This is a genomic window from Aquirufa sp., from assembly GCF_964796385.1.
Genome location: NZ_CBAUBA010000004.1, coordinates 17,618 through 42,565, shown reverse-complemented (window position 1 = coordinate 42,565; position 24,948 = coordinate 17,618). Strand labels below are relative to the sequence as shown.

Genomic DNA, 24,948 nt, shown 5'->3' with positions numbered 1-24,948 from the left:
TTTACGCTTTGGTTAATTGAGCAAATTCTTTGGCAAAATACGTCAGAATCACCTGCGCACCCGCCCGTTTAATCGATAATAAACTTTCTAACATCGCCTTTTCTCCATCAAGCCAACCATTATGAGCGGCCGCTTTGATCATCGCATATTCGCCTGAAACATTATACGCGGCAATCGGTAAATTTGAATTTTCACGCAACAAAGCGATGATATCTAAATAGGCCAAAGCGGGCTTTACCATCAGAAAATCTGCACCTTCCGCCTCGTCTAATTCCAATTCAATTAATGCTTCCCGGCGATTTGCAGGGTTCATTTGATAGGATTTTTTGTCGCCAAATTTAGGTGCCGACTCCAATGCATCCCGGAACGGGCCATAAAAAGCGGACGCATATTTGGCGGTATAGGCCATAATTCCCACATTCGAAAATCCTGCGCCATCCAATGCTTCGCGCAAATAACCAACCCGACCATCCATCATGTCTGATGGGCCTATCAAACGAGAGCCAGCTTGCGCCTGTGCGATCGCCATTTTGGCAAGCACCGGTAAGGTTTCGTCATTTAAAATTTGACCATCTTTCACGATACCATCATGCCCATCGGAACTGTATGGGTCCATGGCAACGTCGGTCAATAAAGATATTTCTGGGAAACGGCTCGAAACCGCATGAATCGCGTCTACATACAAAGAGCCTTTTCGGTGACTTTCAGAAGCAATTGAGTCCTTTAATGACTCCTCCACCTGCGGAAATAAAGCGAATGAACGAATGCCCAAATTGGCACATTCATCCATTTCCTTCAACAACAAATCAACAGAATAGCGATTAATTCCGGGCATTGAGACGATTGGCGTCTTTTTGCCTGATCCAGCCTGAACAAATAGTGGGAATAACATGTCTTTCACCGACAGGCGAGTTTCCTCGACCATATCACGAATGACAGCACTTTGACGATTTCTACGGGGCCTTTGCAGCATAACGATGAATTTAAGCGACAAAGGTAGGAATTTATTGCGGCAGTTTGGACAGGATTTCGCTTAATTTCAACTGCAGTTGGTGCACCGCCGCCGCCTGTTCCGCAAATTCGCCTCGGGTAACAAAACCATAATCGGGGATGGCAGCCTCCGCAACTTGCCCGACCGTACTTTCCCTGAGAAAATCGATAATATCCACTTCAAGAACTGAAGCGATTTGCCCAAGACGAAAAAGAGTCAACTCCGTTTTTCCGCGTTCAATTTTGGAATAGGCCGACATCGTTATGCCCATCTTCATCGCCATAAATTCCTGACTAAAATCTTGTAACTGGCGAAATTTGCGTATACGCATCGAATATTCTTTCATGGTAGTAAATATCAAAAACATATAGGCTGTAACGTTCAATCAATTTAGCCAAATTAGTTCTTAATTCGCCCTAAATATTCTGTTTCTGACTATTTGCCAATGTGAAAGAGGTTAAAAGCGCCGAATTTTGAATCTCCAACTGCATAGGGGATTCACTAAATGACAACCCGACAAACACCAATAGTTCTCCAATTCGTTTACCCAATGGCTCATTGCCTTCCACCCAGATTCGCCAAAAATCAATTAACGATGCTTCATATACTTTTTCTACCAAAGCATAAAAATCCGTCCTCGTATATCCGTTTTTGAATTCCGCCTTCATCGCCACTAACACATCGCGTAAGGAACGCTGATGATTGAATTTTTGACGTATCATCAAATCCAAGGCCAATGCCACAAGTGCCCCTTTGAAATAAATAGAAACTCGCTTCCCCGGCAAGGCCTGTCCGTAACCATCCAACCACAAATCAATCGAACTTTCCACTAAAGATTGTTGGGCCGCGCCATCACGCTCAAAATGCAATTTCAAATTTCCAAGCAACATTCCCACATACTCGTCAGCTGTCACCACGCCTGATGCCCACAAAAACCAATCCCCCAAATACGTTGTAATCCCCTCAACAACCCAGCCAGTATCAAAAAGAACTTGCCTCGTGTAATCATACGGCAATAATTCCTTCGGTCGGATCGTCGCCACATTCCAAACATGAAATAATTCATGCGATGCCAAACCAATCAAATCATCATACGAATCTCGATCCTCAGGCCCCATGACCATCATCGTAGATGCCGCATGCTCCACCCCATGGTAAAATGGCTTCGGACATATCCAATGCAAAAAATGGTATTTCTTACCCGGAAATCCCCCCATGTAATCGATCTGAAAATCCACAAATCGTTCATATGCCTGCAACAACCGCTTCGAAAAATGCTGTTGGGGCCCCACACCTTCAACAAAAAACTGAACTCCATGTGATTTCCAGCTGTGTGAAAAGATTTCAGGAGCAGCTATAAACGGAGAATCAACCAATTCGCGATACGATTTAGCACGAAATCCAGACCCGTAAGTAGTTAAAGAACAGGCAGTTCCGCGATACCCCGGCAGCGTGGAAATCGCCGGCGGAATGGAAATCGGCAGCGTGGAAATCGGAGGTGTGGAAATCGCCGACGAGATGTTTACTTCACAAGGCCTATTTTCTCCCCGATCTGGAAAGATTAAACAAGCAATAAAATTGATGTAAAGTAAGTCCGACTGTGAAACGCAGCCCCCCGCATCCGGCTGATCCGCAAAATAGCGATAACTCAAAACGACCGGATCCAGCGAATCTATAGTAAGCGTCCACGTAGATAAACCCGACTTCCGAATCAATCCCCGCGAAGAAGTAATTCCAGCGATATTCTTTGCAAAATACTGAGCCTGATACCGCCCCGGTCGCCAAATAGGCAAATGAATCTCCTGTGGCCCCACGCGCTGCGGCGTAAACTCCAACGAAATCGATAAAAACCGATCCTCCCCCTCAATCGTATAGCGCAACAATCGACTCATGACAATACTTCCTGTAAAATTTGCAACGAACGTAACTCTCCAAACGACTCCATGTGCAATTGATAATAAAAAATTAAAGCGGCCAAAATCGCTTGCCGTTGGCCGCGCTTCATCAGCACCTCTTGCCCATAATCCGCATGAAAAAGAGCCCCTAAAGCCGCTGCATCAATCCCCGCCAAACCCGGAACTCCCGCCACGCGCAATTGCTCCAAAAACTCAGACGCCAAACCCGGATAAAAACCCAAAAACTCCGTCAAATTCCACAGAAATTGCAAGTGAAAATTCTCCGTATGCCCCGGAGCTTGATCCAAAAACTGAAATGATGATTCCAGAAATTCAAACAACACCGGATTCGCCTCCTCCTCCTTCAACACTTTCGACAAGACCTCACTTAAAAATAAAGCAATACTTGAATACGCAATATCAAAGGGTATTTTTCGGTATGGATAATAACATTTGGCAGAAGAAATACGATGAATTCCCTTGCCCGGCTTGTGAAAAACCTCGAGCTCCAACAAAGTCAATGGTTGGAAAAGGGCCATTTTATGTTTCGCCTTCACCGAACGCACCCCATTTTCAATATAAGTTGTTATGCCACATTCCGCCGTGTAAATCGTGACCAGCAACGATGATTCGCGGTAACGCATATTGGAAATCACCAAGCCTTTGGTCTTCGTTAACATGCCTCCGCTTCCAGTCCAATTTCCAACCGCAAACGCTCCAAAATTTCCTCTGGCGTCGCTGACGAATCAAAGCGAATTGGCTCACGGAATTCAACAGTCAAAGTCGTTTGGCGCTTGCGCATCAACAAGCCTTTCTTATCAAATGCCCGCCGAAATCCATTAATTCGAACAGGTACCACAATTGGATTTTCGCCCTTAATCAAGTGAGCCGTTCCCTTGCGCAAAGGCGCAAAAGCACGTGTTGTGCCCTGCGGAAAACTAACTACCCATCCCGATTTTAACCCCTTTCCAATCTTTTCAACAGCAGCTAAATCAACATCGCGCTTGACATCTTGGCCCTCCGCGCGCCATGAACGATTCACTAAAATTGCCCCCGCAAATGCCAAAATTCGAGGTAATAAACCATCATTTTTCATCGTTTCCGCCGCCGCCACATAGAATAAATTGGACCTCGGGGCCACCAAATAAATCGGGTAATTCAAGGAATTTCGAAAGCCCCATTTGACCGAAAAAAAGATATGATACAAACACACCACATCCATAAAATACGTTTGATGATTCGGTAAAAACAAAACGCCATTCATAGGTAAATCGTCTAAATATTCAGTCCCCGTAACCTTCGTTTTATTATAAACATTCAATCGATTATACGTGATGAATCCCAGAATCATCACAACAATTCGCTTAAACAATATTGGATTTCCAAAAGGATCTCTTTCCCCCAATCCGAGCGTATCCATAAACCGAAAAAGCTTTCCTAACTTCGTTTCCATATTAAAATCCTCCCTTTTTTACCGCCGGCTTTGTTGGCGCCGACTTCTTCACAGGTGCCGCTTTTTTAGCAGGAGACACACCACGATAATAACTCAAAAACCGTTTCAAAAATGCATCCTTTTCATCCGCAGCAGCCTCAACTACGGCCAATTTACCCTTTTTGTCCCCCTTAACAGCCTCGCGAATCGCCGCAAGAAACGCATTATCCGACGAATAAACACCTAATTCTTCATTAAAATAGGCAAAATAATACCAAAGATCTGCCGACAATTCCCAGTACCCATAAAACTCTTCTTTACTCGGCTTTTTAATCACCTCCATATATCCTTTCACCGTACTATTCACATCCACCGGACCCACATTCACCACCGGCAAACCTCCCACGGAATAAAATGAAGACGTATTAGGCGACCAAACCCAGCGAACCGCCGAAAGATTGATACTGCCCGCAAATTCCGGCGCTACTTTATCCAAGCCCAAATGTACTTGATCCATTTTCGTACGAATCGCTTCGGGAATGGCACGCCCCAACACCTGTGCCGCTCGCTTCAAATACGCATCTCGATTTTCAGGCTCATCCGCTGACTCTCCCGGTATTCCCTCATCCAACCCAAACTTAACGATGCGGTCGCCCATCACTTTGAGTAAATTTGGCGGGAAAGCAAATTGAAGACTTAACCAAGTTTCCAATCGTGGCACCAAGGAATCCGTGGACATATCTATTTTCCCAAAGGCCTTGATCGGCTTATTCCCCGTAAATAATTGCACCGCTCCCTCCGCCTCCATGCGCCGCTTTTCTACAAACAAACGAATTTCTGAATCTTTCCCCTTCACCTCATAACGATCCTTTTCTTCCACAACTTCCCCCTCCGCTTGAAACAAAACCGGATCTAAATCGTCTGAAACAGGACCCAAAAATGTAGGATATAATTTATTGTCCGCATTGATAAAAATTCCGGCGGTGACTGGCCGACCGGCCTCATCGCGGACACTTGGATCCAACTTAAGTGTAGGCGTTTCCCCCTTTGCATTCTCAAACGGAATCCATGCCGCCTTGAAATTGGGTAAGCCTAAAACGGGGCGCAAAAATCCTTTAAACTGTAAATTTGCCTTCCCCGAATTCAGGGCAACTTCTCCCTTAAATTGCTGATGTTTACTAAAATTCAAAGGCGTCTTCTCGGAAATTAATCCCTCCGCCGTAATGACTGTTTCTGTTTTTTTATTCGCCAAAACCGACTCCACAAATTCAAAATTGCGCAAAGCCACTTTCACCGTATCCCCATCACTCCGCGGAAATAAATAATTCGCCTCGCCCTTCCAGGAGGTCGAATTTCCTTCGGTTACTTTTAAGTCGGCCAACATATGTGTTCCGTTTAACAGCGCTCTTGCGCTAGAAAACGGCTTAAATGCCCCCTCTTTTTGTAAACCAAATACCCCTTTCGCCGGGTAAATAATACTCGGCCCTGAACTAACTTCCTTAACCCCACTAAGTGATAAAAACTGTCCTTTTAAATCATATTCGGCCGTATTTGCACGAATGAGCCCTTGGGACTGATCTGGAATTAAGCTATCATTTTCTGCCCAGCGCTGTAGTTCAAACCCTGACTTTCCTGTCAGTTTAAACGTCTGATTTTGCGTGTCCCAAACAGCATCTTTGAGTGTACTTTGGTAGGCAACATATGGAAAAACAATGGGGCTTTCTTCGCCTTTCATCGGCTTGATTATCATTTTTCCCGTACCCACTGTCGCGTCAATGGTTACTGATTGCGCTTGAACCGCAGGTTTAAACAAGGCCATTTGTCGGCCTATCTTCATCTCCACCTGATCACCGTGCCACGAATTTGCATTCAATCGAAAGTTATTCCCCACGAAAACCCCATCATTAAACGTCATTTTTCCTTGGGCAAATACTTGTTTCTGATGCATGCCGAGTCGGCCTTCTAGTTGCACCTGATTTTGAAAAAGCGAAATAGCCAATTTTTCTGGTTGGATCCACAAACTGTCTTGCGATGGAATCCAGCGTAAACTATGGGCCGGAATTTTAGCTTCTGGGAAAATAGATTTGCCTCCAAAAACGGATGTTATTTTAGCTGCTGTACCTGAAGAAATCAATGAATCGGGATAAAAATGGGTTGCTTTTTCTTGGGCAAGTAGACCGAGAAATTGCAAATTTCCTTGACTCTGCAGACCCGCGCGATTCATGGTTAATGGGGCGCTAAGGGTATATTTGGCTTGTCCTTTATAGATCTCAAGCGGTGTTTTGCTGGTATATTGAAAACCAAAAGACTGGTCGGCCATTAAAGCCAATGAGGCTTTTAGTGTGGGCAAAAGACCATCCGAATAAAAATTCCCTTGAAAGGTTATTTCCTTTTGGGTGAGGCTGTCTAATTCGATCCGCGGAACTTTGAAATAATACTTTTTGGTATACACACCTTGCGCGCGCCAGTCTTCATCGAAATAAGAAACTACGCCATTCGGAATGAGTAATTTAGGGTAGGCTGCGATTCCGTTTCGACCTGATTTGTTGGATGGTGGACTAAGTAAAATTGTCCCTGCTTCGTATTTAAATTGGCCGCCAACTTCATGTGAGCTGTTTTTTGGTAGGAAAGTAATGGAATCAATCTTGGGAAATTGAACCGCAAAATTGGTGAAATTGAAATAAAATGCGGGGCCACGAAAGCGGTAATTGCCTATTTTTATTTCGCCTTTAAAGTCGAAATCGCGTCCTTGGCTGAAGGAAATTTGGGAATCGGAGGGAAGGAAATTGGCCTTGAGCGAATCGGAAATCATGACTTCTTTGATCCCGCGCACCATGAGTTTTTTTTGTGCCAAATCAAGGGAAATATTGGCTGAATCCCGAGGAACTAAGTTGCCATAGGAAGGAACATAAAACCGATCAAAGTCTTTTTTAGCAAACTTAACTTGCGCATAATGTTTCCCGAGGCGCGTCCAAGAAACCCGATCGGTGGACGCTTGATAATTCAATAAGCCTGCACGTTTAAATTGTTCGAATCCACCTTGTAGCGATTTAGGATCCCGCTGATATCGGGTGGCGATGTCGCCCAAATAGGCCTCGCTCTGCTTCGTTTCATTTAAATAATTATACAACACGCGGAGCGGGTCATAGGTCAAAATTCCTTGTTCGGAGTCGATGCGCTCAGCATCAAAAAAATCGAATGATTCAACCCAAGCGGGCACTTGGGTCCTTCCCGACACACGGTAAAAATCAATCATTCGGGTGGGCACTTTCAGAATGGCCAAATCTACCGCAAAGCGCATTTGATGAAAACTTTCTTCAAACATTTGCTTGCTTTCGTTCAAATTTATGTGCCAAGCTTCCTCTCCTGGAAACCAATTTGCGCGCACATTGGAGTGATAAAGTGAATCTTTGGCGCCAACAAAAGCAGTGAATTCACCTTGGGACATCTGAATTTTCTCATCGGCACTAATGTAAGCAAGCGGCGTCTTAAATTCGGCTAATTTCTGTTTTTGCGCAAAGACTTCAATCCGCGCGGGCGTTGATCCATTGGCGGAAATTCCTTGCTTATTATCTTGAATATTTAAGCGGCCAAACGCCTTCCAATACAGGCCTTGTAAAGGTTCTTTTAATTCCGTTTTTGACTGGAAATCAAAGGAGAAAAATGGCGTTCCTGCTTTGCGTTTGAGGGATAATTTTCCTGATCCTTCGAGCAGGCGTTCGCCTAATTTCAGTGTTCCTTCTTGACTGACCAACACCCCTTTACGCGGAATTAATTGAAATGTTTTCATCTCCCAATCACCGTAAGCGCCACCTTTCGTGCGCGCTTGGGTCCCAATTCCGATGCGATCTTTAATCGACCACTGAAAGGATTCTGGGGCAAGTGCAAGGCTATCGCGCGTAATTTTGGATTGTAAAACGGCCTTATTCCATGTTAGCGTAGGTCCATTTGAAAAGGTAAATGTAGGCGTGGTATCACTAAGCGGAGATTCGGAATCCCAGCTATCGGCGGCAGAAACAACGGCTTGGGTTTGATGCCAGGCCAGATGTAGATTTCCTTGGATTCTAATTTGGTAATTTCCCGTTCCTTCTAGGGTTTGATTAAACTGCCATGTGTCGATTTGTTCTAGGAGGGAAATGGCTATTTTGGGGTCCTTTGCCTCGAGTATTTTAGGCCAAATTTCCAGTAATTCCGATTGTAATTCAGGTGCAGATTGGAGGTAAACACGTACCAATAAGTAGGCAATTTGAGGCGAACGCATTCCTTTTGTGGCCGTTTGTGTGATTTGCGTACGCAGGTTTTCTTGGGGGGTAGACTGCCAAAAAGCGCTCCATTTGGCGGCAATCTGTGGGGCATCTTGGTATTTGCTTTGGAGCATCCAGCTTTTAACCTCGTTGGCAAAGCGATCGGGATTACCTGAAAATTGCTGGGCATGCAGTGCCTTTGGCATAACCAAGCAAATACATAAACACCAAATAATTCGATTCCACATGGGGGTAAAAATACGTAAAAATTGCAGATATTTGTTGGCACAAATCCCCCCAATCATGTCGAACGTCCTTTCCTTATTTTCCTCCATTAAAGCATTTGTATTTGATGTAGATGGTGTGATGACGGATGGTTCGGTACATGTGCTTGAAAGTGGGGAACATTACCGGACGTTTTTTATTCGGGATGGTTATGCGATTGAGCGTGCGCGGATGGCGGAATATCGGATGTGTGTGATTACGGGTGGGGGTCATGCGGGCGTGAAAAAGCGTTTAGAAAATCTAAAATTTCAGGATATTTATTTTGGTTTGGGGGGCAAGGACAAATTGGAAACCTATTTGGGATGGTTGGCCCAAACCGGCTTACAAGAATCCGATGTATTATACATGGGCGATGATGTTCCCGACTTAAAAATCTTGTCCCGACCGGGGCTATTGAGTACGTGTCCGGGGGATGCGATTCCGGAGATCCAACAAGCGGTCAAATATGTTTCGCCGTTTGGCGGCGGGAAAGGCGCGGTGCGTGATGTGATTGAAAAAGTAATGAAACTACAAGGAAAATGGCATTAATCTTACCAGTAAAGGGCGTTTCGCCTGTGTTTGGCGCGGAAAATTGGCAGGCACCGAATGCCACGATTGTGGGTGATGTGACCTTTGGGGAGCATTGCACGGTTTGGTTTAATGCGGTGGTTCGCGGGGATGTGAATCGCATTCGCATTGGAAATTATACGAATATTCAGGATGGTGCCGTGATTCATTGTACGTACCAAAAGACCGAAACGACCATCGGAAATTATGTGTCGGTGGCGCATAACGCTATCGTTCATGGCTGCACGATTGAGGACCACGTGCTGATCGGCATGGGCGCTATCGTGATGGATGGGGCGGTGATCGAGACAGGTTCAATTATTGCCGCGGGCGCTGTGGTGACTTCGAATACACGCGTTCCGGCTGGCAGTATTTATGCGGGGAACCCGGCGAAATTTTTAAAGCCGGTGAGTAACGATGCGGCAGGTGTTTTTATGCGAACGGCGATGAATTATGTGGAGTATGCAGGGTGGTTCAAATAGACGTTAGACGCTGGACGTTAGACGCTGGACGTTAGTCCGCAGTCAATAGTCCGAAGTCCGGAGGATTTTTTTCTTCGTTACCTTATTTAAAATCAATTTTATAAAAGATGACCCAATGTTCAATTTTCCCTTCGGACTGTTGACTCCGCACTTACTTCTATTTTGAACTTACGTCCCGATACGCTGGACGTTAGCCGCGCTCCATGCGCACATAGGTTTTCCCAGACTTCACAAAGGTAGTCAAACGTGCAAATAGGCCGAATTTCTCGTAAAAAGCCTGTTTTTCGACTCGGGCATGGCACCAAATGTTTTGACCTGGACGCAAATCAATCACATGCCGCAATAAATAAGATCCATACCCCTTTCCTTGCTCCGATTTAAGCGTCGCAAATTTTCGAAACTGCAGGCCTTCAGGTGTGTCAAAAAGTGAAATGATCGAGACAACTTGGTTGGCCACGACCACCCCGAGATGTTTCCCTTGCGCATCTTCAGGAACGCGCACAAAGCTTGGGTCGCGCTCCGGCCACATGACCTCATGGCGAATTTGCCAAACCGCTTCGAGGGGTATTTCTTGAATCGTCATGGTCGTAAAATTAATAAGAAAAAGGTGTAAATGAGGAAGAAAATTGCCAACTAGCATGCATGGAAATCTATTTACTAGCAAGCGCATGGGCGGCATACTTTTTTGTCCATAGTTTTTTGGCGGCTACAGAGGTGAAAAATTGGGTGGAAAAAACGCTCCCTACCGTCTTTCCATTTTACCGAATTGGCTATAATATCATCGCCTTTTCTAGCTTATTACCACTCTTATATGTAAGCATCGCTGCGCCCAATCAGGCACTAGAACTTCCCACTTGGACCTGGTACCTGGGTATAATTTGCATGGCCTTGGGATTGGTTTTGCTCGTACGTGCCTTTCAGGCATTTGATGGTGCCGAATTTTTAGGCATTAAAAAAGAAGCGACGCCACTGTTAGTCCAAAAAGGAATGTATCAATATGTGCGCCATCCACTTTACTTCGCGACAATTGTGCTCATTTTGGGCCTATTTTTATGTCTGCCTACCCAGAAAATGGGATTGACGTTAGGCATATCGTACACCTACATTGGCATCGGTTACCGTTTGGAAGAACGAAAATTAATAGCCATTTTCGGTACTGAATATCGAGCGTACCAAAAGCGGGTCAAGGCCCTCATTCCATTTATTTTATAAGATGAATCCAAACTTCCCAGCCTTCAAACGGCTCATCACGAACCCCATTTTATTTAAATTATTTATCCTTCAAAAGCTATCCGCTGCATTTTGGGCTGGACTTTCGATCGCTCATTTTGATGAAAAAACATGCGTCGTTCGGGTCAAATATTCCTGGTTTAGCCAAAACCCCTTTCGCTCAATCTACTTCGCCGTCGAGGCTATGGCCGCTGAAATGAGCGCGGGGATGTTGGCCTTCGGACAAGTATACAAACGTGATCCCGCCGTCAGCATGCTAGTAGAAAAAGTAGAGGCCACATTCACCAAAAAAGCGACTGGCGTCGTGCACTTCACCTGCGAAGATGGACTTGCATTTCAAGCTGCGGTCGAAGAAGCACTCGTGAACAATTCAGGAAGTAAATTGGTTTCGAAGTCGGTAGGAACAAATTCAGCTGGCCAACAAGTCGCTGAGTTTACCATCTCATGGACCTTTAAAGCGAAGAATTAAAATGACATCTTATGAATTACATGTAGCAGGAACGCGTGGAGCGGCTGATCATGGCTGGTTGAAAAGTTTTCACACCTTCAGCTTTGCGAATTACTATGATCCGAAACGTATCCACTTTGGTGCACTTCGCGTATTAAATGATGACACCGTTTCAGGTGGGATGGGCTTTGGCCAACATCCACATGATAATATGGAGATTATCAGTATTCCGTTGGAAGGCGATCTGGAGCACAAGGACAGTATGGGAAATACGACCGTGATTCGCCATGGAGAAATTCAGGTGATGAGTGCGGGGACGGGGATTTACCACAGCGAATACAATCGAAATAAAGATGCGACGGTCAAGTTTTTGCAGATTTGGATTTTCCCAAATAAGAAAAATGTAACGCCACGGTATGATCAAATCGAGTTAAATCCGGCGAATCGTGCCAATAAGTTTGATCAGATTTTATCTCCATCACCGGATGATGCCGGGGTATGGATTCACCAAGATGCCTGGTTTCATATCGGGAAATTCGATTCAGGGGTGTCGGCTGAATATAGCGTCAAAAAGACTGGAAATGGCCTTTATGTGTTCGTCTTAAATGGAGAAGTGGCCGTAGACGGGTATGCCTTAGCTTCGCGTGATGGCCTCGGTATTCGCGATGCGGCTTCCGTTTCATTCAGCGAAATGAGTCAAGACGCTGAAATTTTACTCATGGAAGTTCCCATGCAATTATGAAACATGTCGTGATTTTTGGCGGCAATAAAGACATCGTGGGGTTGTTGGTGCGCTTAATAGGCAACTACCCCGAGTTTACGGCCAGTGGATTTCAGGATGCCCAGGAGGTATTAGCTCTGGGGGTTCCGATGGATGTATTGCTGTTGAGTAGCGGTGTTTCGCCTGAGGATGAAGCGCTAGTTCGAAGGAGGGTTTCGGTGCCGATTATCCAACATTTTGGAGGTGGAAGTGGCTTGTTACGGGCAGAATTACAGCCTTATTTATGAGGCAAAAAAGGCGTTTCAGCCTTAGCTTTGGCAAAGCTTGGAGCTTTGCCAAAGCTAGCTAAGAAGAGCAAAATTTCAATAGCTGAAAAGTATTTTATCAATTAGTTGGGCCCGCTTATTCGTTTAAATCTAGTATTTTCGCGATACGCTGCCGGGGTCGTTGACCACCGGCAGCGTATAAATTAATTTAAAAAATTATTTGTTCATTTGCGCATCCACGACGGCGATGGCAATCATATTAACGATTTCTCGAGTCGTTGAACCTAGCTGCACCACGTGCACCGGTTTCTTCAAACCTAAAAGAATAGGTCCAATTTTTTCGATATCTGCAATTTCTTTCACCAAGTTGTACGCAATATTAGACGAAGATAAATTCGGGAAAATTAGAACATTCGCCCCTTGTTCCGCCAAATCGCTGAACGGATGATTCTCTTTCATCAAGTCCAAATTAAACGGTAAATGCGCTTGCATTTCACCATCCACAATCATTTTTGGATTACGTTGTTTCAGCATGTGAACTGCCTGCCTCATCTTCTTCGCATCATCCCCATCCGCACTTCCGAAGTTCGAATAGGTGATTAACGCGATCCGCGGTTTGATGTTAAACTTCTCCACTTGCTTCGCTGAAAGCTCTGCAATCTCCACAATTTCTTCTGCGGTTGGGTTGAAATTCACGGTTGTATCCGCTAAAAATAACGGACCAAAACGCGTCATTAAAATGTACATACCCGACACTTTTTGTACGCCTTCTTTCCGACCAATCGTCTGCAACGCTGGGCGAACCGTATCCGGATAATTCCGACTCATACCTCCAATCATCGCATCCGCATCACCCATGTCCACCATCATACTGCCGAAATAATTTCGCCGACGAATGATTTTTTGGGCCTCTGCTTTATTATATCCTTGACGCTGGCGACGCAAGAAAAACTCCTCGCTGTAACGCGCTGAACGTGCCTTATCTTCCTTCGTTGCCGGAACATACGGATCAATAATTTCGACATTTGGAAGGTCAATTTTATTATCAGTCAGCATCTGCTCGATCACCTCGCGATTGCCCAACAAGATGGGCGTAGCGATGCCTTCTTCGCGAACTTCCTTGGCCGCTTTTAATACAGAAAGATTTTCAGCATCGGCTAGAACCACACGTTTTGGTTTCGATTTAGCTTTGTTGATGATCACCTTCATCAACGTATTATCAAGTCCCAAACGTTTGGACAATTGCAACTCGTACGCATCCCAATCTTGGATCGGGAATTTAGCCACACCCGTTTCCATGGCGGCGCGGGCAACGGCCGGTGCGACGGTTGTCAACAAACGTGGATCTACCGGTTTTGGGATAATATATTCGCGACCAAAAACTAGGTTATCGTGATCATATGCCAAGTTGACAATATCGGGAACTGGTTTTTTGGCCAAATCAGCCAAGGCATACACCGCCGCTAATTTCATTTCTTCGTTGATGACCTTCGAGCGCACATCGAGTGCCCCACGGAAAATGTAGGGAAAGCCCAACACATTATTCACTTGGTTCGGGTAATCGCTACGTCCAGTCGCAAAAATAATATCTTTACGCGCGTTCATGGCCTTTTCGTAGGCGATTTCAGGCGTAGGATTTGCCATGGCAAAAACGATTAGGTCTTTGGCCATTGGGGTAATCATTTCTTCAGTGAGGATATTTCCTTTGGAAAGACCTACGAATACATCAGCGCCTACAAGCGCTTCTGTTAAAGTCGTTTCTGCTGGATAACGTTCATTTGCAAATTCGGATTTGCGACCGTCCAGGTTGGTGCGACTCGGGTGAATCAGGCCTTTGGAATCGAACATCAGAATGTTCTCTTTTTTAGCGCCCAATGAACAATACAATCGAGTACATGAGGTAGCAGAGGCTCCGGCACCATTGATGATTATTTTTACTTTGGCGATATCCTTGCCCACAATTTCAAGCGCATTTAACAACGCGGCGGAGGAAATAATGGCTGTTCCGTGCTGGTCATCGTGCATGACCGGGATATTCAATTCCGCTTTTAATCGTTCTTCGATCTCGAAACATTCGGGAGCGGAGATATCTTCTAAGTTGACACCACCGAAAGTGGGCTCCAGTATTTTCACGGTACGAACGAATTCGTCGACGTCTTTGGTATTCAATTCTAGGTCAAAAACATCGATATCTGCATAAATTTTAAACAAGAGCCCCTTGCCTTCCATGACGGGTTTGCTGGCGCCGGGACCGATGTCTCCGAGTCCAAGCACGGCGGTACCGTTAGAGATTACGGCAACTAAGTTTCCTTTGGCCGTGTATTTATAAATGTCTTCCGGATTAGCTGCTATTTCGAGGCAGGGATCAGCCACGCCAGGCGAATATGCGAGTGTTAAATCCTTTTGAGACGCCGTTTCTTTGGATGGAATGACCTCAATTTTGCCGGGCCTGCCTTTGGCGTGGTAATGAAGGGCTTCTTCTTTAAGCGAGTTGGTTGATGACATAATATGTTGATGAATTCAAGGTGCAAAGTTGCGAAATTTCATTCATGATGGTGTAAAAACTTAATAAGTTTCAACAAATTTAAAGTAAACCCTTGTTCCCTCGTTAAATATCAAGTTACTGAAGTTTGCTTTTGCGCTTAAGGGCGCATCGGACTGATTTTATCAGAAAACTTATGAAATATAAGGGTAACTCGAGGGTAGACGCTGCCGGGGTCTACGACCCCGGCAGCGTCACCACCACTCCTGATAAGCAGAACTAACCGGTAACTAAACAAACCACTGCTTTAGAGCGCGAAATTTTACGAAAACTGATAAACTGAGTAATCTAATTCATTTGATGATACACCATTAAACTCAAGATACTGCGATCATAATAATTCAGATTCGGTCTTTGCTGAAACGCATGCAAATACCCAACATCCATTGTCAGATTATCACGAATGGGAATACTCAATCCTGCAAACATCCGGTGTTGATCTAATACATTCGCCGGATTCTCCTGGCCCACATTCAATAAAATCTCTGTATTAACTTTCCCCTGAATATGCTTAACTAATGGAAAAAAAGCCTGAAAACGATAACGAAACCGGTAGTTACTAAAATTAACATCCTCTGATAACTTCGTGCGCGCCAGGTCAGTCCCGCGATTAAACCGCATTTCAGAGCGAAATCGGTGGTCAATTCTAAATGCAGTACTGCCATGCCTATAAACAACATCTACATGCGGCCGATATTCTGGGATGGCCAAACGTGTAGATATACGCGGATCATTTGGCGTATTTAAAAAAATAGCTGTTCCGGCAGAAACATCCCAATTCTCCCCAAATGTATGATGCACATGCGCACGAAATGCGTTTTGATGATGTACAAGCGGGTCAGCAAAATGCCGTGTGTGCACTTCCCCTTGCACAAACCATTGATTATTAATGGGATAAGTTAAATAGTACCCGTACCAAACTTGGGATTGATGCTCGATTTTGTGTTGAGCAAAAAGACCAAATATTGGAACCAAATAGAAAAAGAACCACTTCATCTTTACAAAACAACTGTTTACCTAGTTGAAAAGCACATAAGCAACGGCCAGCGTCACAAACACGTTAAATAACTGAGCGATTAAAAAAGCATACAATGGCTTCTTTCCTTCCTTCGAAAATAAATCTGAAAATTTGGTTTCCAAACCAATGCTTGTAAAAGCTAAGGCAAACCAAAGGCCCTGCAAGGATTTAAATCCACCCTTCACAGCATCAATCGACTCAGCAGGAATAACAAATGAAAAAAGTAAAGACGCTGCAATAAAACCCAAAACGAATTTTGGGAAGCGCTCCCAAATAACCGCCACGGTAGGTTTTGCCTCTTTTGCCGTTGCTGAGTTGTTATTTGTTACGGTCCAATAAATAGAAATTGCGAAGGCTGCAAAGCCCAATAACACATTCTGCGAAAATTTAACAATCGTCGAAATCTTCAAGGCCTCTTCCCCCACCATCGTCCCAGACGCGATCACCGCGCCCGTCGTGTCGATGGTTCCACCTAACCAGGCCCCTGTCACTGCTTGCGAAAGACCTAAAGCTTGTGCGATAAATGGTAAAAAAATGATCATCGGAATAGCGGTAATCAACACAATTGAAATCACATAAGACAATTTTTTTGAATCGCCTTTAATCGCGCCGGCCGTTGCAATCGCTGCCGAAACACCACATATAGACACCGCACTCGAAATCATGATGGCAAATTCTTCGTCAATGCCCATTTTTTTGGAAACCCAAAACGCAAAATACCAAACTGAAATAACCACCACCAAGGCCTGAATTAAACCAAGCGAACCCGCCTTCAAGATATCTCCAAAAATCACACTGGTACCTAGTAAAATAAGTCCAATTTTCACAAATAGCTCGGTGGACAGCGATTCTGTTAGCCACCCCGGCAGCGTGAAAAAATTGCTTAATAATAGACCTATCGTTAAGCTGAAAATCACTGCTTCCAAATTCCAGTTTTTCAAAAATGCGTTCCCCGCTAAGATTAATGCCAGTGACGTAAGCACGAAAACAATGGGAAATCCTTGCGCAGTGCCCTTTATTGACTTGCCAAGTAGTCGGGCAGCAACGATCGCAATGGCATAGGTGAATAGAAATACCTGGCCCAACTTCCACAAATTTTTGCTTGTCAGCACCTTATCCTGTAATTCTACTTGATTTTCCCAGCCGAAACTTGGGGTGGGGATCAGAATACCAAGAAGTGCGATACCAATGAGTAAAAATCCAAGAAAAACGACCGTCCAGTCTTCTGAGAGTACTATTTTATTTTCCTTCATGTTTATGCTCCTTTTTACGTGCGGGGGTGACGCTGCCGGGGTCTGCGACCCCGGCAGCGTCTACCCGGAAGCAAGTTCCAATTATTTTCTAAAAGTTTCCTGATATTTTTAACGTGCCGGCGTAATGACAATGTTCCGATATTCAACTGGACCGTGGTCTCCCTGAATCATAATCGGCCCTGGGGCCGCCTCATCGCTATCCATCGCACCACCCGTGATGCCCGGAATATTCTGGTCAACAATCACTTTTTGGCCATTCAATGTCACAGAAACTTTACGCCCCGCCAGCGTGATGTCGTAGGTTTGCCACTCGCCAGAAGGTTTAGCGGCTTGAAATAAAGGATCAATAAATCCGTAAATTCCTCCTAAATAAATGCTAAACGGCTCCTTTCCATAGCTGTCCTCCACCTGAACCTCATAACGTCCGCGCAAATACACCCCGCTATTACTTCCTGGCGGCAAACGGAATTCAATATGCAATTTGAAATCCGTAAACTTCTGCTCCGTACAAATATTCGCTCCCGAAGCAGCACTCTTCAATACGCCATTCTCCACAACCCACTGATTTTTTGGGCCCAAAGCCTTCCAACCAGTCAAATCTTTTCCATTCAATAACGATATTGGCTTGCCCCATATAGGCTCCGAAGAACGCCACAACGAAGGCGCACGTACACCCGTAAATGCCATGGATTTTCCGTTTGGCTTAACAATGGTTCCCGATAATTTTCCATCTTTCAAATCCCCCTCAAAAGACAAATACGCATCCTCCTTCTCCCACTGCGGCGGAATCTTAAACGACACATGACCATCCTTAAAAAACACTTCAGCGATCGGACGCGCCGAACCGCCATCCCCCACAAAATGACCAGTCAATGTCCGCAATCCAGAATGCCGAACCTGCAACCAAGATGGTGCCGTCGACACACCTCCGTTCCGATTTTCCATCGAAACCGATAAATCCCATGCACCCTCTAACGGATGATGTTCCTGTGCCAAAGCACTGGAAGAAAATGCAAGTAAAGCAATCAATAATTTTTTCATAGGTCTACGATTTAACCGCCTCCATTTTAGGCGAAATGAAATGAATCAACAACCACGCAAACAAATACGCGCAGCCACAAGCAACAAATATAACATTATATCCGGCCGACAATGCCTGGTCTGCCTTGTAGGAATCTAAAATTACGCCAATAATATACGGAAAAATCACCCCCCCAAGTGAGCCCGCAAGTCCCCCGATCCCCACGACAGATGAAACGGCGTGCTTCGGAAACATATCCGATACGGTCGTAAATATATTTGCCGACCATGCCTGATGCGCCGATGCAGCAATGCTAATTAAAAATACAGCCTGCCAAATATCCGTCGCCCAGCGTGCCCCGATAATCGGCACCGCACACAAAGCAAAAAAGAACATCGAATATTTTCGCGCCTTGTAAACTGGCCAGCCCTTCTTCATCAACCAGCCTGAAATATAGCCTCCGCCAATACTACCAATCGACGTGCATGTAAACAAAACCGCCAAATGTAAACTCGGCTTTTTCAAATCCAATGCAAAAGTCGTCGAGAAATAAGACGGCAACCAAAACAAGAAAAACCACCAGATCGGATCCGTGAAAAACTTGCCCACAATGAAGACCCAGGTTTGGCGATACCCAAATAATTTACCCCACGCAATAGGCGCCACCTGCGTAGTTTCCTCCTCCGATTGAATATGCGTAAGTTCTTCTGGCGTAACAGAACCATGTTTCGCAGGCACCTCGTAAAACCACCACCACAAGGCCAACCAAATAAATCCGATCGCACCTGTAATGATAAACGCCTCTTGCCAGCCATAAGCCCCCAAAATCCAAGGCACCATAATGGGCGCCACCATGGCTCCGATATTTGCCCCGGAATTAAAAATGCCGGTTGCCAAAGCGCGCTCCCGTTTCGGAAACCACTCCGCAACCGTCTTTATCGCAGCAGGAAAATTCCCTGCTTCACCGGCTCCTAAAGCTGCGCGTGCAACACCGAATCCAAAAGTTGTCTTCGCTAAGGCGTGTGCCATGCATGCAATAGACCAAATAACAATCGAAATCGAATAGCCCATTTTGGAACCGATCTTATCAATCACCTTTCCAAAAGCTAATAATCCAATCGCATACGAAGCCGTAAAACACATCACAATAAAACTGTAATCCGTCTCCGACCAATTTAATTCTTTCTCCAGTGTAGGCTTCAACAACCCAATCACCTGGCGATCCAAATAGTTAATCGTCGTCGCAAAAAACAACAGAGCGACCACCACCCACCGATAATTTCCTTTCATTAGAATCCGATTGAATTCCCGCCGTCAACCGGGATTGAGACGCCTGTTACGTAATTTGATGCATCCGATGCCAAATACACTGCGGCCCAACCGATATCCTCTGGTTTCCCGAAATGGCCCATCGGCGTGCGATCCATCGCCTTGTGCTTCCGATCCGGATCCGAATTCATAGCAGTCCGACTCATCGCCGTTTCAATAAATCCGGGGGCAATCGCATTCACGCGCACACCCTGCCCCGACCACTCCGAAGCCAGCACACGAACCAATCCATAAATACCGGTTTTTGACGACGCATATGCCGCCACCCGATCGATTCCGTAATAAGCCGCCATGGATGAAATCATAATGATGGATCCTTTGCCGCGCTCGAGCATATGTTTCCCCACTTCACGTGTCAAGGCAAAAACAGCATTCAAATTCACATTAATTATGTTGGCAAAATCGTCATCCGAAACTTCCACCGCGTATCGCTTCATATTAATCCCCGCATTATTCACCAAAATATCGATGCCCCCATGTTTCGAAACAATCTCGGAAACTAAAGAAGTAGTCAAACTCAAATCCGACACATCATTCACTGCAAAATGAGCACCTGCACCAAGGCTAGCCACGGATTCTTTCAGCACATCTTCGCGCCTACCGGTAATCACGACCGTCGCGCCGGACGCTAAAAAACATTTCGCGATATCAAACCCGATTCCAGTTCCGCCACCTGTGATGAGCGCCACGCGCCCGTGTAATGAGAATGGTTGTTGCATTTTACTTTTTCTAATTTAAAGTGGAGCGAATCGCTAATTCTAGTCCACGTATTTCTGCCAAACCGCGTAATCGTCCGATCGCCGAATAGCCTGGGTATGTTTTCTTGTTCAAATCATCGAGCATTTGATGACCGTGGTCGGGACGCATCGGAATCTCCGCGCCTCCTCTTCTTTTTTCTTCTTCCGCGACTGCTTTGACAACCTCGAACATATCTACGTCGCCCGTTAAATGCGGCGCTTCATGAAAAATCAAGGGGTCATTCTGTTCCCGGAAAGTCGTACGTAAGTGCATGAAATGAATGCGATCTGCGAACCGACGAATCATCGCGGGCAAATCATTATCGGCCCGCACCCCTAAAGATCCCGTGCAAAATGTGATACCGTTAGCCCGCACCGGCGACGCTTCCATCAATAAAGCTAAATCCGATTCCGTACTCACCACCCGCGGCAAGCCTAATAAAGGAAATGGAGGATCATCCGGATGGATGCATAGATTGATGCCTAATTCCTGTGCCAAAGGCGCAATCGATCGCACAAAATAGTGCAAGTTTTCACGCAACTGATCCGCTGAAATATCGCGGTATTCGTCCAGTAGACTTTGAAAATTCTCTAAATGAAAGGCCTCCTCGGAGCCCGGAAGACCTAAAAGTGCCGTGTTTTTTAACTCGTCTTTCTCGGCTGAAGTCATCGTCGCAAAACGCTCAGAAGCTGCCGCCTGCACAGCCCATGTATAATCCGCGGCCGCACCTGTGCGCTGTAAAATATGCAAATCAAATACAGCAAAGTCGGTCCACACAAATCGCAAAGCACGTGCGCCATCCGGCATTTCGAAATTTAATTTGGTACGTGACCAATCCAGCACGGGCATAAAATTATAGCAAACCGTTTTGATACCGCAAGCTGCTAGATGACGTAATGAAGTCTTGTAATTTTCGATGTGCTGAGCACGAGAAGGCAAGGCCTTTTTTATTCCTTCGTGTACGGGAAGCGATTCGACCACCGACCAATGTAAGGGCGTCCAATCCTGATTCCCTGCTTCAATAATCGAAATGCGTTCTTGGATAGCTTCGGTGGACCACACATCGCCAACGGGGATTTGATGTAACGCAGTGACAACGCCAGTACATCCGGCTTGTCGTATATCCATCAACGAAACCGGGTCGTTCGGTCCGAACCAACGCATCGTGTGTATCATGTAAAATTGTTTAAAGGCTTACGCGTTGTAAAGTGCAAAATGCACAAAATTTACTGAAATCTTTGCGTGTTTATTGGTTCATTTAGCCCAAAAGACGGCTGGGAATTAGGCCAAAGCCCAGAAGAAAACGTCGTTGATTTTCACTTGGTTTAGAATTATGAGGACTAATTTAATTTAAATTGCTAATTTCAGAAACCTAAACCGATTTAATCCTGATGCAAACTTGGTCATGCACCCAACCGGGAACTTTTGAATTACAAGAAACAGAAATACCTAATCGTCCTGCAGGATATTCGCTATTGCGCGTCCGCGTGATTGGAATTTGTGGCACCGACATACACGCGTTTGCTGGGAACCAACCCTTCTTTCAATATCCCCGAATTTTAGGGCATGAATTGGCGGCCGAGGTCGTGGAATCCGAACAATTTTCAAGCAGTTCATTGGTGACGATTATCCCTTATTTTAATTGTGGGACTTGCTCCGCGTGCCAACAAGCCAAACCGAATTGTTGTGAACATATTCAGGTTTTTGGCGTGCATACCGATGGCGGCATGCGCGAATATATCACCGTGGAGGACCGATTTATCTTAGCCGGGAACGGGCTTTCTGCTGATGAACTTGCCCTGGTAGAGCCCTTATCCATCGCCGCCCATGGACTGCGTCGTGGAAAAATTCAGGCGGGCGAAAAAGTGCTTGTCATGGGTGCCGGGCCCATCGGATTATTCACCATTTTACTCGCCAAAATCCAAGGGGCACAGGTCGAAGTAGCTGAACCGAATGCGGCGCGTTTGGCATTTTGTGAGGATAAATTGGGTGTGTCTGTAGCTTCACAATCGAGCTATCAAACGGTCATCGACGCCACCGGAAACCGCGCAGCCATCGAATCTGGTTTTGCCAAAATCGCCCACGGAGGTCAATATATCCTCATTGGGCTTCAAAAAGAGGCCATTTCCTTCATCCACCCCGAATTCCATAAACGCGAAGCGACGCTGATGAGTAGCCGCAACGCTACAATTGAAGACTTCCTGTATGTCATGGATTTGCTGCGTACAAAGCGGGTCAATGCAAGTGATTTCATCAGCCACCACGTGGCTTGGTCGGCAGTCGCTGAGGTATTTCCGAAGATTCACCTGCCGGAGATGGGGGTGATAAAAGCAGTCGTCAGTAGTCAGTCAAACTAGACGTTGGACGTCAGACACTGGACGTTAGTCCGAAGGGAATTAGTCTGGAGGAAAATTAGACATTGGACATTATACGCTGGACGCAGGACATCAGTCCGGAGGGAATGAGTCCGGAGGAAAATCAGACATTGGACATTAGACGCTGGACGCTGGATGTCAGTCCGAAGGGAATTAGTCCGGAGGATACTTTTACACACGTCTAACGTCCAGCGTCTAACGACTAGTGTCTAGTTGGACTAGCTACTATTTTCCCTACCTTTGCCCCCATGTCCTGGATAAAAGAATTTAAAGCCTTCGCCATTAAAGGAAATGTCATCGAACTTTCCGTGGCCGTCGTCATCGGAGCAGCGTTTTCGAGCATCATTAATTCGTTGGTAGAAGATGTTATTACGCCACTAATATTAGCTCCGGCAACGCATGCGGCGGGCGTGGCCGACATCGATAAGCTATCCTGGGGTGCCGTCAAATATGGCAAATCACTTGCCGCAACCATCCAATTTTTAATGATTGCTTTCGTGTTGTTTTTGGCAATTAAGGGGATAAATAAATTGAAAATCAGCGACGAACCCAAGGATGAGAACCTGAGTTCCACCGACAAGCTTTTGACCGAAATTCGGGACCAACTCAAGAAACAAGGGAAAAATTAATTCGCCACAAAGGCGCGTAAACCATTCGCAATGGCCCGGTCATTCGATAAACGAGGAACCTTGTTTTGGCCGCCCAACTTACCCTGCGATTTCATGTAATCAATGAATGCATTCGGTTTTAAAAGCGTCAATTCCAATCCCCGCAACACCTTGCCCGTAATCAAATCTTGGTAGTAAATATTTTGCGCACGCATAGATGCCTCTAAAATGGCTTGAAATCCAGCTTTGTCTGGTAAGGGGCCAGATAGCTCCACCAACCACTCATGGTGCGGTAAATCGCCTTTTTCTGAATTTACTTGGGGGGCGACGGTGAACTCCACCAGCTGCACATCTGGGAACGCTTTGCGCGCCTCAGCCATCGCACGTTCCACTTCCTCCGCAATCACATGCTCCCCAAATGCCGAAATAAAATGCTTAATTCTTCCCGTCACCACAATCCGGAACGGATCCAAAGACACAAATTTGACCGTATCCCCAATCGAATAAGACCACAATCCTGCGTTCGTAGACATCAATAACGCATAATTTACGCCCACCTGTACCTCCGCTAATGAAAGTCGCTTCGGCGTTGCGGTGAAATACGTTTCCGTGGGAACAAACTCATAAAAAATTCCGCCATCCACATTCAGCAATAAGCCTTCTTCCCCGGTCGAATCCTGAAATGCGATGAATCCTTCCGATGCCGGATAAGTTTCTACCACATCAATATCCCGCCCAATCGACTCCATTATTTTCTGTCGGTACGGTTCAAAATTCACCCCTCCCGTCACAAACAATTGAAAATCAGGAAATAAATCGCCTATTTTTTGGCCCGACTGCGCCTCCAAGCGGTCAAAATACATCTGTACCCAAGGCGGAATTCCGGATATCAATCCCATCCGTTGGCCTATCGTCTCCCCCACAATCGCAGTCAATTTCTCCTCCCAATCTTCAATGCAATTCGTCGCATACGTTGGCAATTGATTCCCACGCAAATACCCTGGAACGTGGTGATTCACGATGCCCGATAAGCGTCCGGTAGGAATTCCGTTCTTGGCTTCCAACTCCGGGGAACCGGATAAAAAAATCAATTTTTGGTCCAAAAACGCCGCATTTCCGGAGTAGTGTACATAATGCAATAGGGCATCACGCGCGCCAGAAATATGAAAAGGCATGGATTCATTCGAAATGGGTATATATTTCGCACCCGAGGTTGTGCCCGATGTCTTCGCAAAATACGCCGGTTTGCCCGGCCATAAAATGTCAGGCGAACCTAAGACCATCTCGTCGATGTAGGTTTTCAGGTCCTCATATTCCGCAATGGGAACGCGGATTTTATACTCTAAATAATTTCGGATTTTGTCAAATTCGTAAGCCTGACCAAAGATTGTTTTTTCGGCTTTCTTTAGATTTTCTTTCAACCAATTTTCCTGAATTTGAACCGCCAGGGCATGCGAACGCTGATGCTGTTTCACGATGCGCTTGGCAAATGGTTTCGCGAAAAATGACCGAATTCCCATAGAT

The 24,948-nt window shown here is 45.6% G+C and carries 24 protein-coding genes; 9 read left to right on the top strand and 15 right to left on the bottom strand.

What is annotated here, in order from left to right; translation table 11 throughout:
* Window position 1: 1 nt before the first annotated feature.
* From hemB to AC1W6K_RS02440, 6 genes are all read right to left on the bottom strand, one after another.
* Window positions 2-973: a porphobilinogen synthase gene (hemB, locus tag AC1W6K_RS02465; RefSeq protein ID WP_481946308.1), complete on the bottom strand. Its 972-nt coding sequence runs from the start codon at window positions 971-973 to the stop codon at window positions 2-4.
* Between the two features lie 31 nt (window positions 974-1,004).
* Window positions 1,005-1,337, bottom strand: a complete 333-nt coding sequence (locus tag AC1W6K_RS02460) for a helix-turn-helix domain-containing protein (RefSeq protein WP_481721480.1) — start codon at window positions 1,335-1,337, stop codon at window positions 1,005-1,007.
* A 70-nt stretch (window positions 1,338-1,407) separates the two neighbouring features.
* Entirely contained in the window at window positions 1,408-2,883 is a 1,476-nt protein-coding gene (locus AC1W6K_RS02455) for a M61 family metallopeptidase (RefSeq protein ID WP_481946307.1), read from the bottom strand.
* On the bottom strand, window positions 2,880-3,566 hold the full coding sequence (recO, locus tag AC1W6K_RS02450) for a DNA repair protein RecO (protein WP_481946306.1): 687 nt from the start codon (window positions 3,564-3,566) through the stop codon (window positions 2,880-2,882). Before recO ends, AC1W6K_RS02455 begins: the two co-directional genes overlap by 4 nt.
* Entirely contained in the window at window positions 3,560-4,339 is a 780-nt protein-coding gene (locus AC1W6K_RS02445; protein ID WP_481946305.1) for a lysophospholipid acyltransferase family protein, read from the bottom strand. The genes recO and AC1W6K_RS02445 overlap by 7 nt, the downstream gene beginning before the upstream one ends.
* Before the next feature lies 1 nt (window position 4,340).
* Entirely contained in the window at window positions 4,341-8,897 is a 4,557-nt protein-coding gene (locus AC1W6K_RS02440) for a hypothetical protein (RefSeq protein ID WP_481946304.1), read from the bottom strand.
* Between AC1W6K_RS02440 and AC1W6K_RS02435 the strand changes: the two genes are divergently transcribed.
* Both AC1W6K_RS02435 and AC1W6K_RS02430 read left to right on the top strand, forming a co-directional pair.
* Complete coding sequence (locus tag AC1W6K_RS02435) at window positions 8,866-9,375, top strand: KdsC family phosphatase (RefSeq protein WP_481946303.1); 510 nt, start codon at window positions 8,866-8,868, stop codon at window positions 9,373-9,375. The two genes, AC1W6K_RS02440 and AC1W6K_RS02435, sit on opposite strands and share 32 nt — an antisense overlap.
* The gene (locus AC1W6K_RS02430) at window positions 9,366-9,875 is read left to right on the top strand and encodes a gamma carbonic anhydrase family protein (protein ID WP_481946302.1); all 510 of its coding nucleotides are present in this window, start codon (window positions 9,366-9,368) and stop codon (window positions 9,873-9,875) included. Before AC1W6K_RS02435 ends, AC1W6K_RS02430 begins: the two co-directional genes overlap by 10 nt.
* Window positions 9,876-10,065: 190 nt before the next feature.
* Here AC1W6K_RS02430 and AC1W6K_RS02425 read toward each other — a convergent pair whose 3' ends face one another.
* Entirely contained in the window at window positions 10,066-10,458 is a 393-nt protein-coding gene (locus tag AC1W6K_RS02425) for a GNAT family N-acetyltransferase (RefSeq protein WP_481946301.1), read from the bottom strand.
* 59 nt (window positions 10,459-10,517) lie between these two features.
* On the opposite strand from AC1W6K_RS02425, the gene AC1W6K_RS02420 reads away from it, so the two are divergent.
* The 4 genes from AC1W6K_RS02420 to AC1W6K_RS02405 are packed head-to-tail and all read left to right on the top strand — an operon-like array spanning window position 10,518 to window position 12,561.
* Window positions 10,518-11,087, top strand: a complete 570-nt coding sequence (locus tag AC1W6K_RS02420) for a methyltransferase family protein (RefSeq protein WP_481946300.1) — start codon at window positions 10,518-10,520, stop codon at window positions 11,085-11,087.
* Window position 11,088: 1 nt separating this feature from the next.
* Window positions 11,089-11,574, top strand: coding sequence for a DUF4442 domain-containing protein (locus AC1W6K_RS02415; RefSeq protein WP_481721462.1), 486 nt, complete (start codon window positions 11,089-11,091; stop codon window positions 11,572-11,574).
* Window position 11,575: 1 nt separating this feature from the next.
* Window positions 11,576-12,295 carry a pirin family protein gene (locus tag AC1W6K_RS02410; RefSeq protein ID WP_481946299.1) on the top strand — a complete coding sequence of 240 codons (720 nt, stop codon included), beginning with the start codon at window positions 11,576-11,578 and terminating at the stop codon, window positions 12,293-12,295.
* Window positions 12,292-12,561 (top strand): hypothetical protein, encoded by a 270-nt coding sequence (locus AC1W6K_RS02405; protein ID WP_481946298.1) that lies wholly within the window; start codon window positions 12,292-12,294, stop codon window positions 12,559-12,561. Before AC1W6K_RS02410 ends, AC1W6K_RS02405 begins: the two co-directional genes overlap by 4 nt.
* Window positions 12,562-12,756: 195 nt before the next feature.
* Here AC1W6K_RS02405 and AC1W6K_RS02400 read toward each other — a convergent pair whose 3' ends face one another.
* From AC1W6K_RS02400 to uxuA, 7 genes are all read right to left on the bottom strand, one after another.
* Window positions 12,757-15,045 carry an NADP-dependent malic enzyme gene (locus AC1W6K_RS02400; RefSeq protein WP_481721456.1) on the bottom strand — a complete coding sequence of 763 codons (2,289 nt, stop codon included), beginning with the start codon at window positions 15,043-15,045 and terminating at the stop codon, window positions 12,757-12,759.
* Between the two features lie 325 nt (window positions 15,046-15,370).
* Window positions 15,371-16,078, bottom strand: coding sequence for a DUF2490 domain-containing protein (locus AC1W6K_RS02395; RefSeq protein WP_481946297.1), 708 nt, complete (start codon window positions 16,076-16,078; stop codon window positions 15,371-15,373).
* A gap of 21 nt (window positions 16,079-16,099) precedes the next feature.
* On the bottom strand, window positions 16,100-17,353 hold the full coding sequence (locus AC1W6K_RS02390; protein WP_481946296.1) for a YeiH family protein: 1,254 nt from the start codon (window positions 17,351-17,353) through the stop codon (window positions 16,100-16,102).
* Window positions 17,354-17,461: 108 nt separating this feature from the next.
* The gene (locus tag AC1W6K_RS02385) at window positions 17,462-18,394 is read right to left on the bottom strand and encodes a 3-keto-disaccharide hydrolase (RefSeq protein WP_481946295.1); all 933 of its coding nucleotides are present in this window, start codon (window positions 18,392-18,394) and stop codon (window positions 17,462-17,464) included.
* A gap of 4 nt (window positions 18,395-18,398) precedes the next feature.
* The gene (locus tag AC1W6K_RS02380; protein WP_481946294.1) at window positions 18,399-19,664 is read right to left on the bottom strand and encodes an MFS transporter; all 1,266 of its coding nucleotides are present in this window, start codon (window positions 19,662-19,664) and stop codon (window positions 18,399-18,401) included.
* On the bottom strand, window positions 19,664-20,422 hold the full coding sequence (locus AC1W6K_RS02375) for an SDR family NAD(P)-dependent oxidoreductase (protein ID WP_481946293.1): 759 nt from the start codon (window positions 20,420-20,422) through the stop codon (window positions 19,664-19,666). The genes AC1W6K_RS02380 and AC1W6K_RS02375 overlap by 1 nt, the downstream gene beginning before the upstream one ends.
* Before the next feature lie 10 nt (window positions 20,423-20,432).
* Entirely contained in the window at window positions 20,433-21,617 is a 1,185-nt protein-coding gene (gene uxuA / locus AC1W6K_RS02370; RefSeq protein WP_481946292.1) for a mannonate dehydratase, read from the bottom strand.
* Window positions 21,618-21,832: 215 nt separating this feature from the next.
* Here uxuA and AC1W6K_RS02365 point away from each other — a divergent pair, with 215 nt between their 5' ends.
* The 3 genes from AC1W6K_RS02365 to mscL all read left to right on the top strand — a co-directional run bounded on the left by AC1W6K_RS02365 (window position 21,833) and on the right by mscL (window position 23,445).
* Window positions 21,833-22,798, top strand: coding sequence for a zinc-binding alcohol dehydrogenase family protein (locus AC1W6K_RS02365; RefSeq protein ID WP_481946291.1), 966 nt, complete (start codon window positions 21,833-21,835; stop codon window positions 22,796-22,798).
* A gap of 62 nt (window positions 22,799-22,860) precedes the next feature.
* Complete coding sequence (locus AC1W6K_RS02360) at window positions 22,861-23,001, top strand: hypothetical protein (protein WP_481946290.1); 141 nt, start codon at window positions 22,861-22,863, stop codon at window positions 22,999-23,001.
* A gap of 63 nt (window positions 23,002-23,064) precedes the next feature.
* Window positions 23,065-23,445, top strand: a complete 381-nt coding sequence (gene mscL / locus AC1W6K_RS02355) for a large conductance mechanosensitive channel protein MscL (RefSeq protein WP_481946289.1) — start codon at window positions 23,065-23,067, stop codon at window positions 23,443-23,445.
* Here mscL and AC1W6K_RS02350 read toward each other — a convergent pair.
* Complete coding sequence (locus AC1W6K_RS02350) at window positions 23,442-24,944, bottom strand: GH3 auxin-responsive promoter family protein (protein WP_481946288.1); 1,503 nt, start codon at window positions 24,942-24,944, stop codon at window positions 23,442-23,444. The two genes, mscL and AC1W6K_RS02350, sit on opposite strands and share 4 nt — an antisense overlap.
* Between the last annotated feature and the right edge of the window lie 4 nt (window positions 24,945-24,948).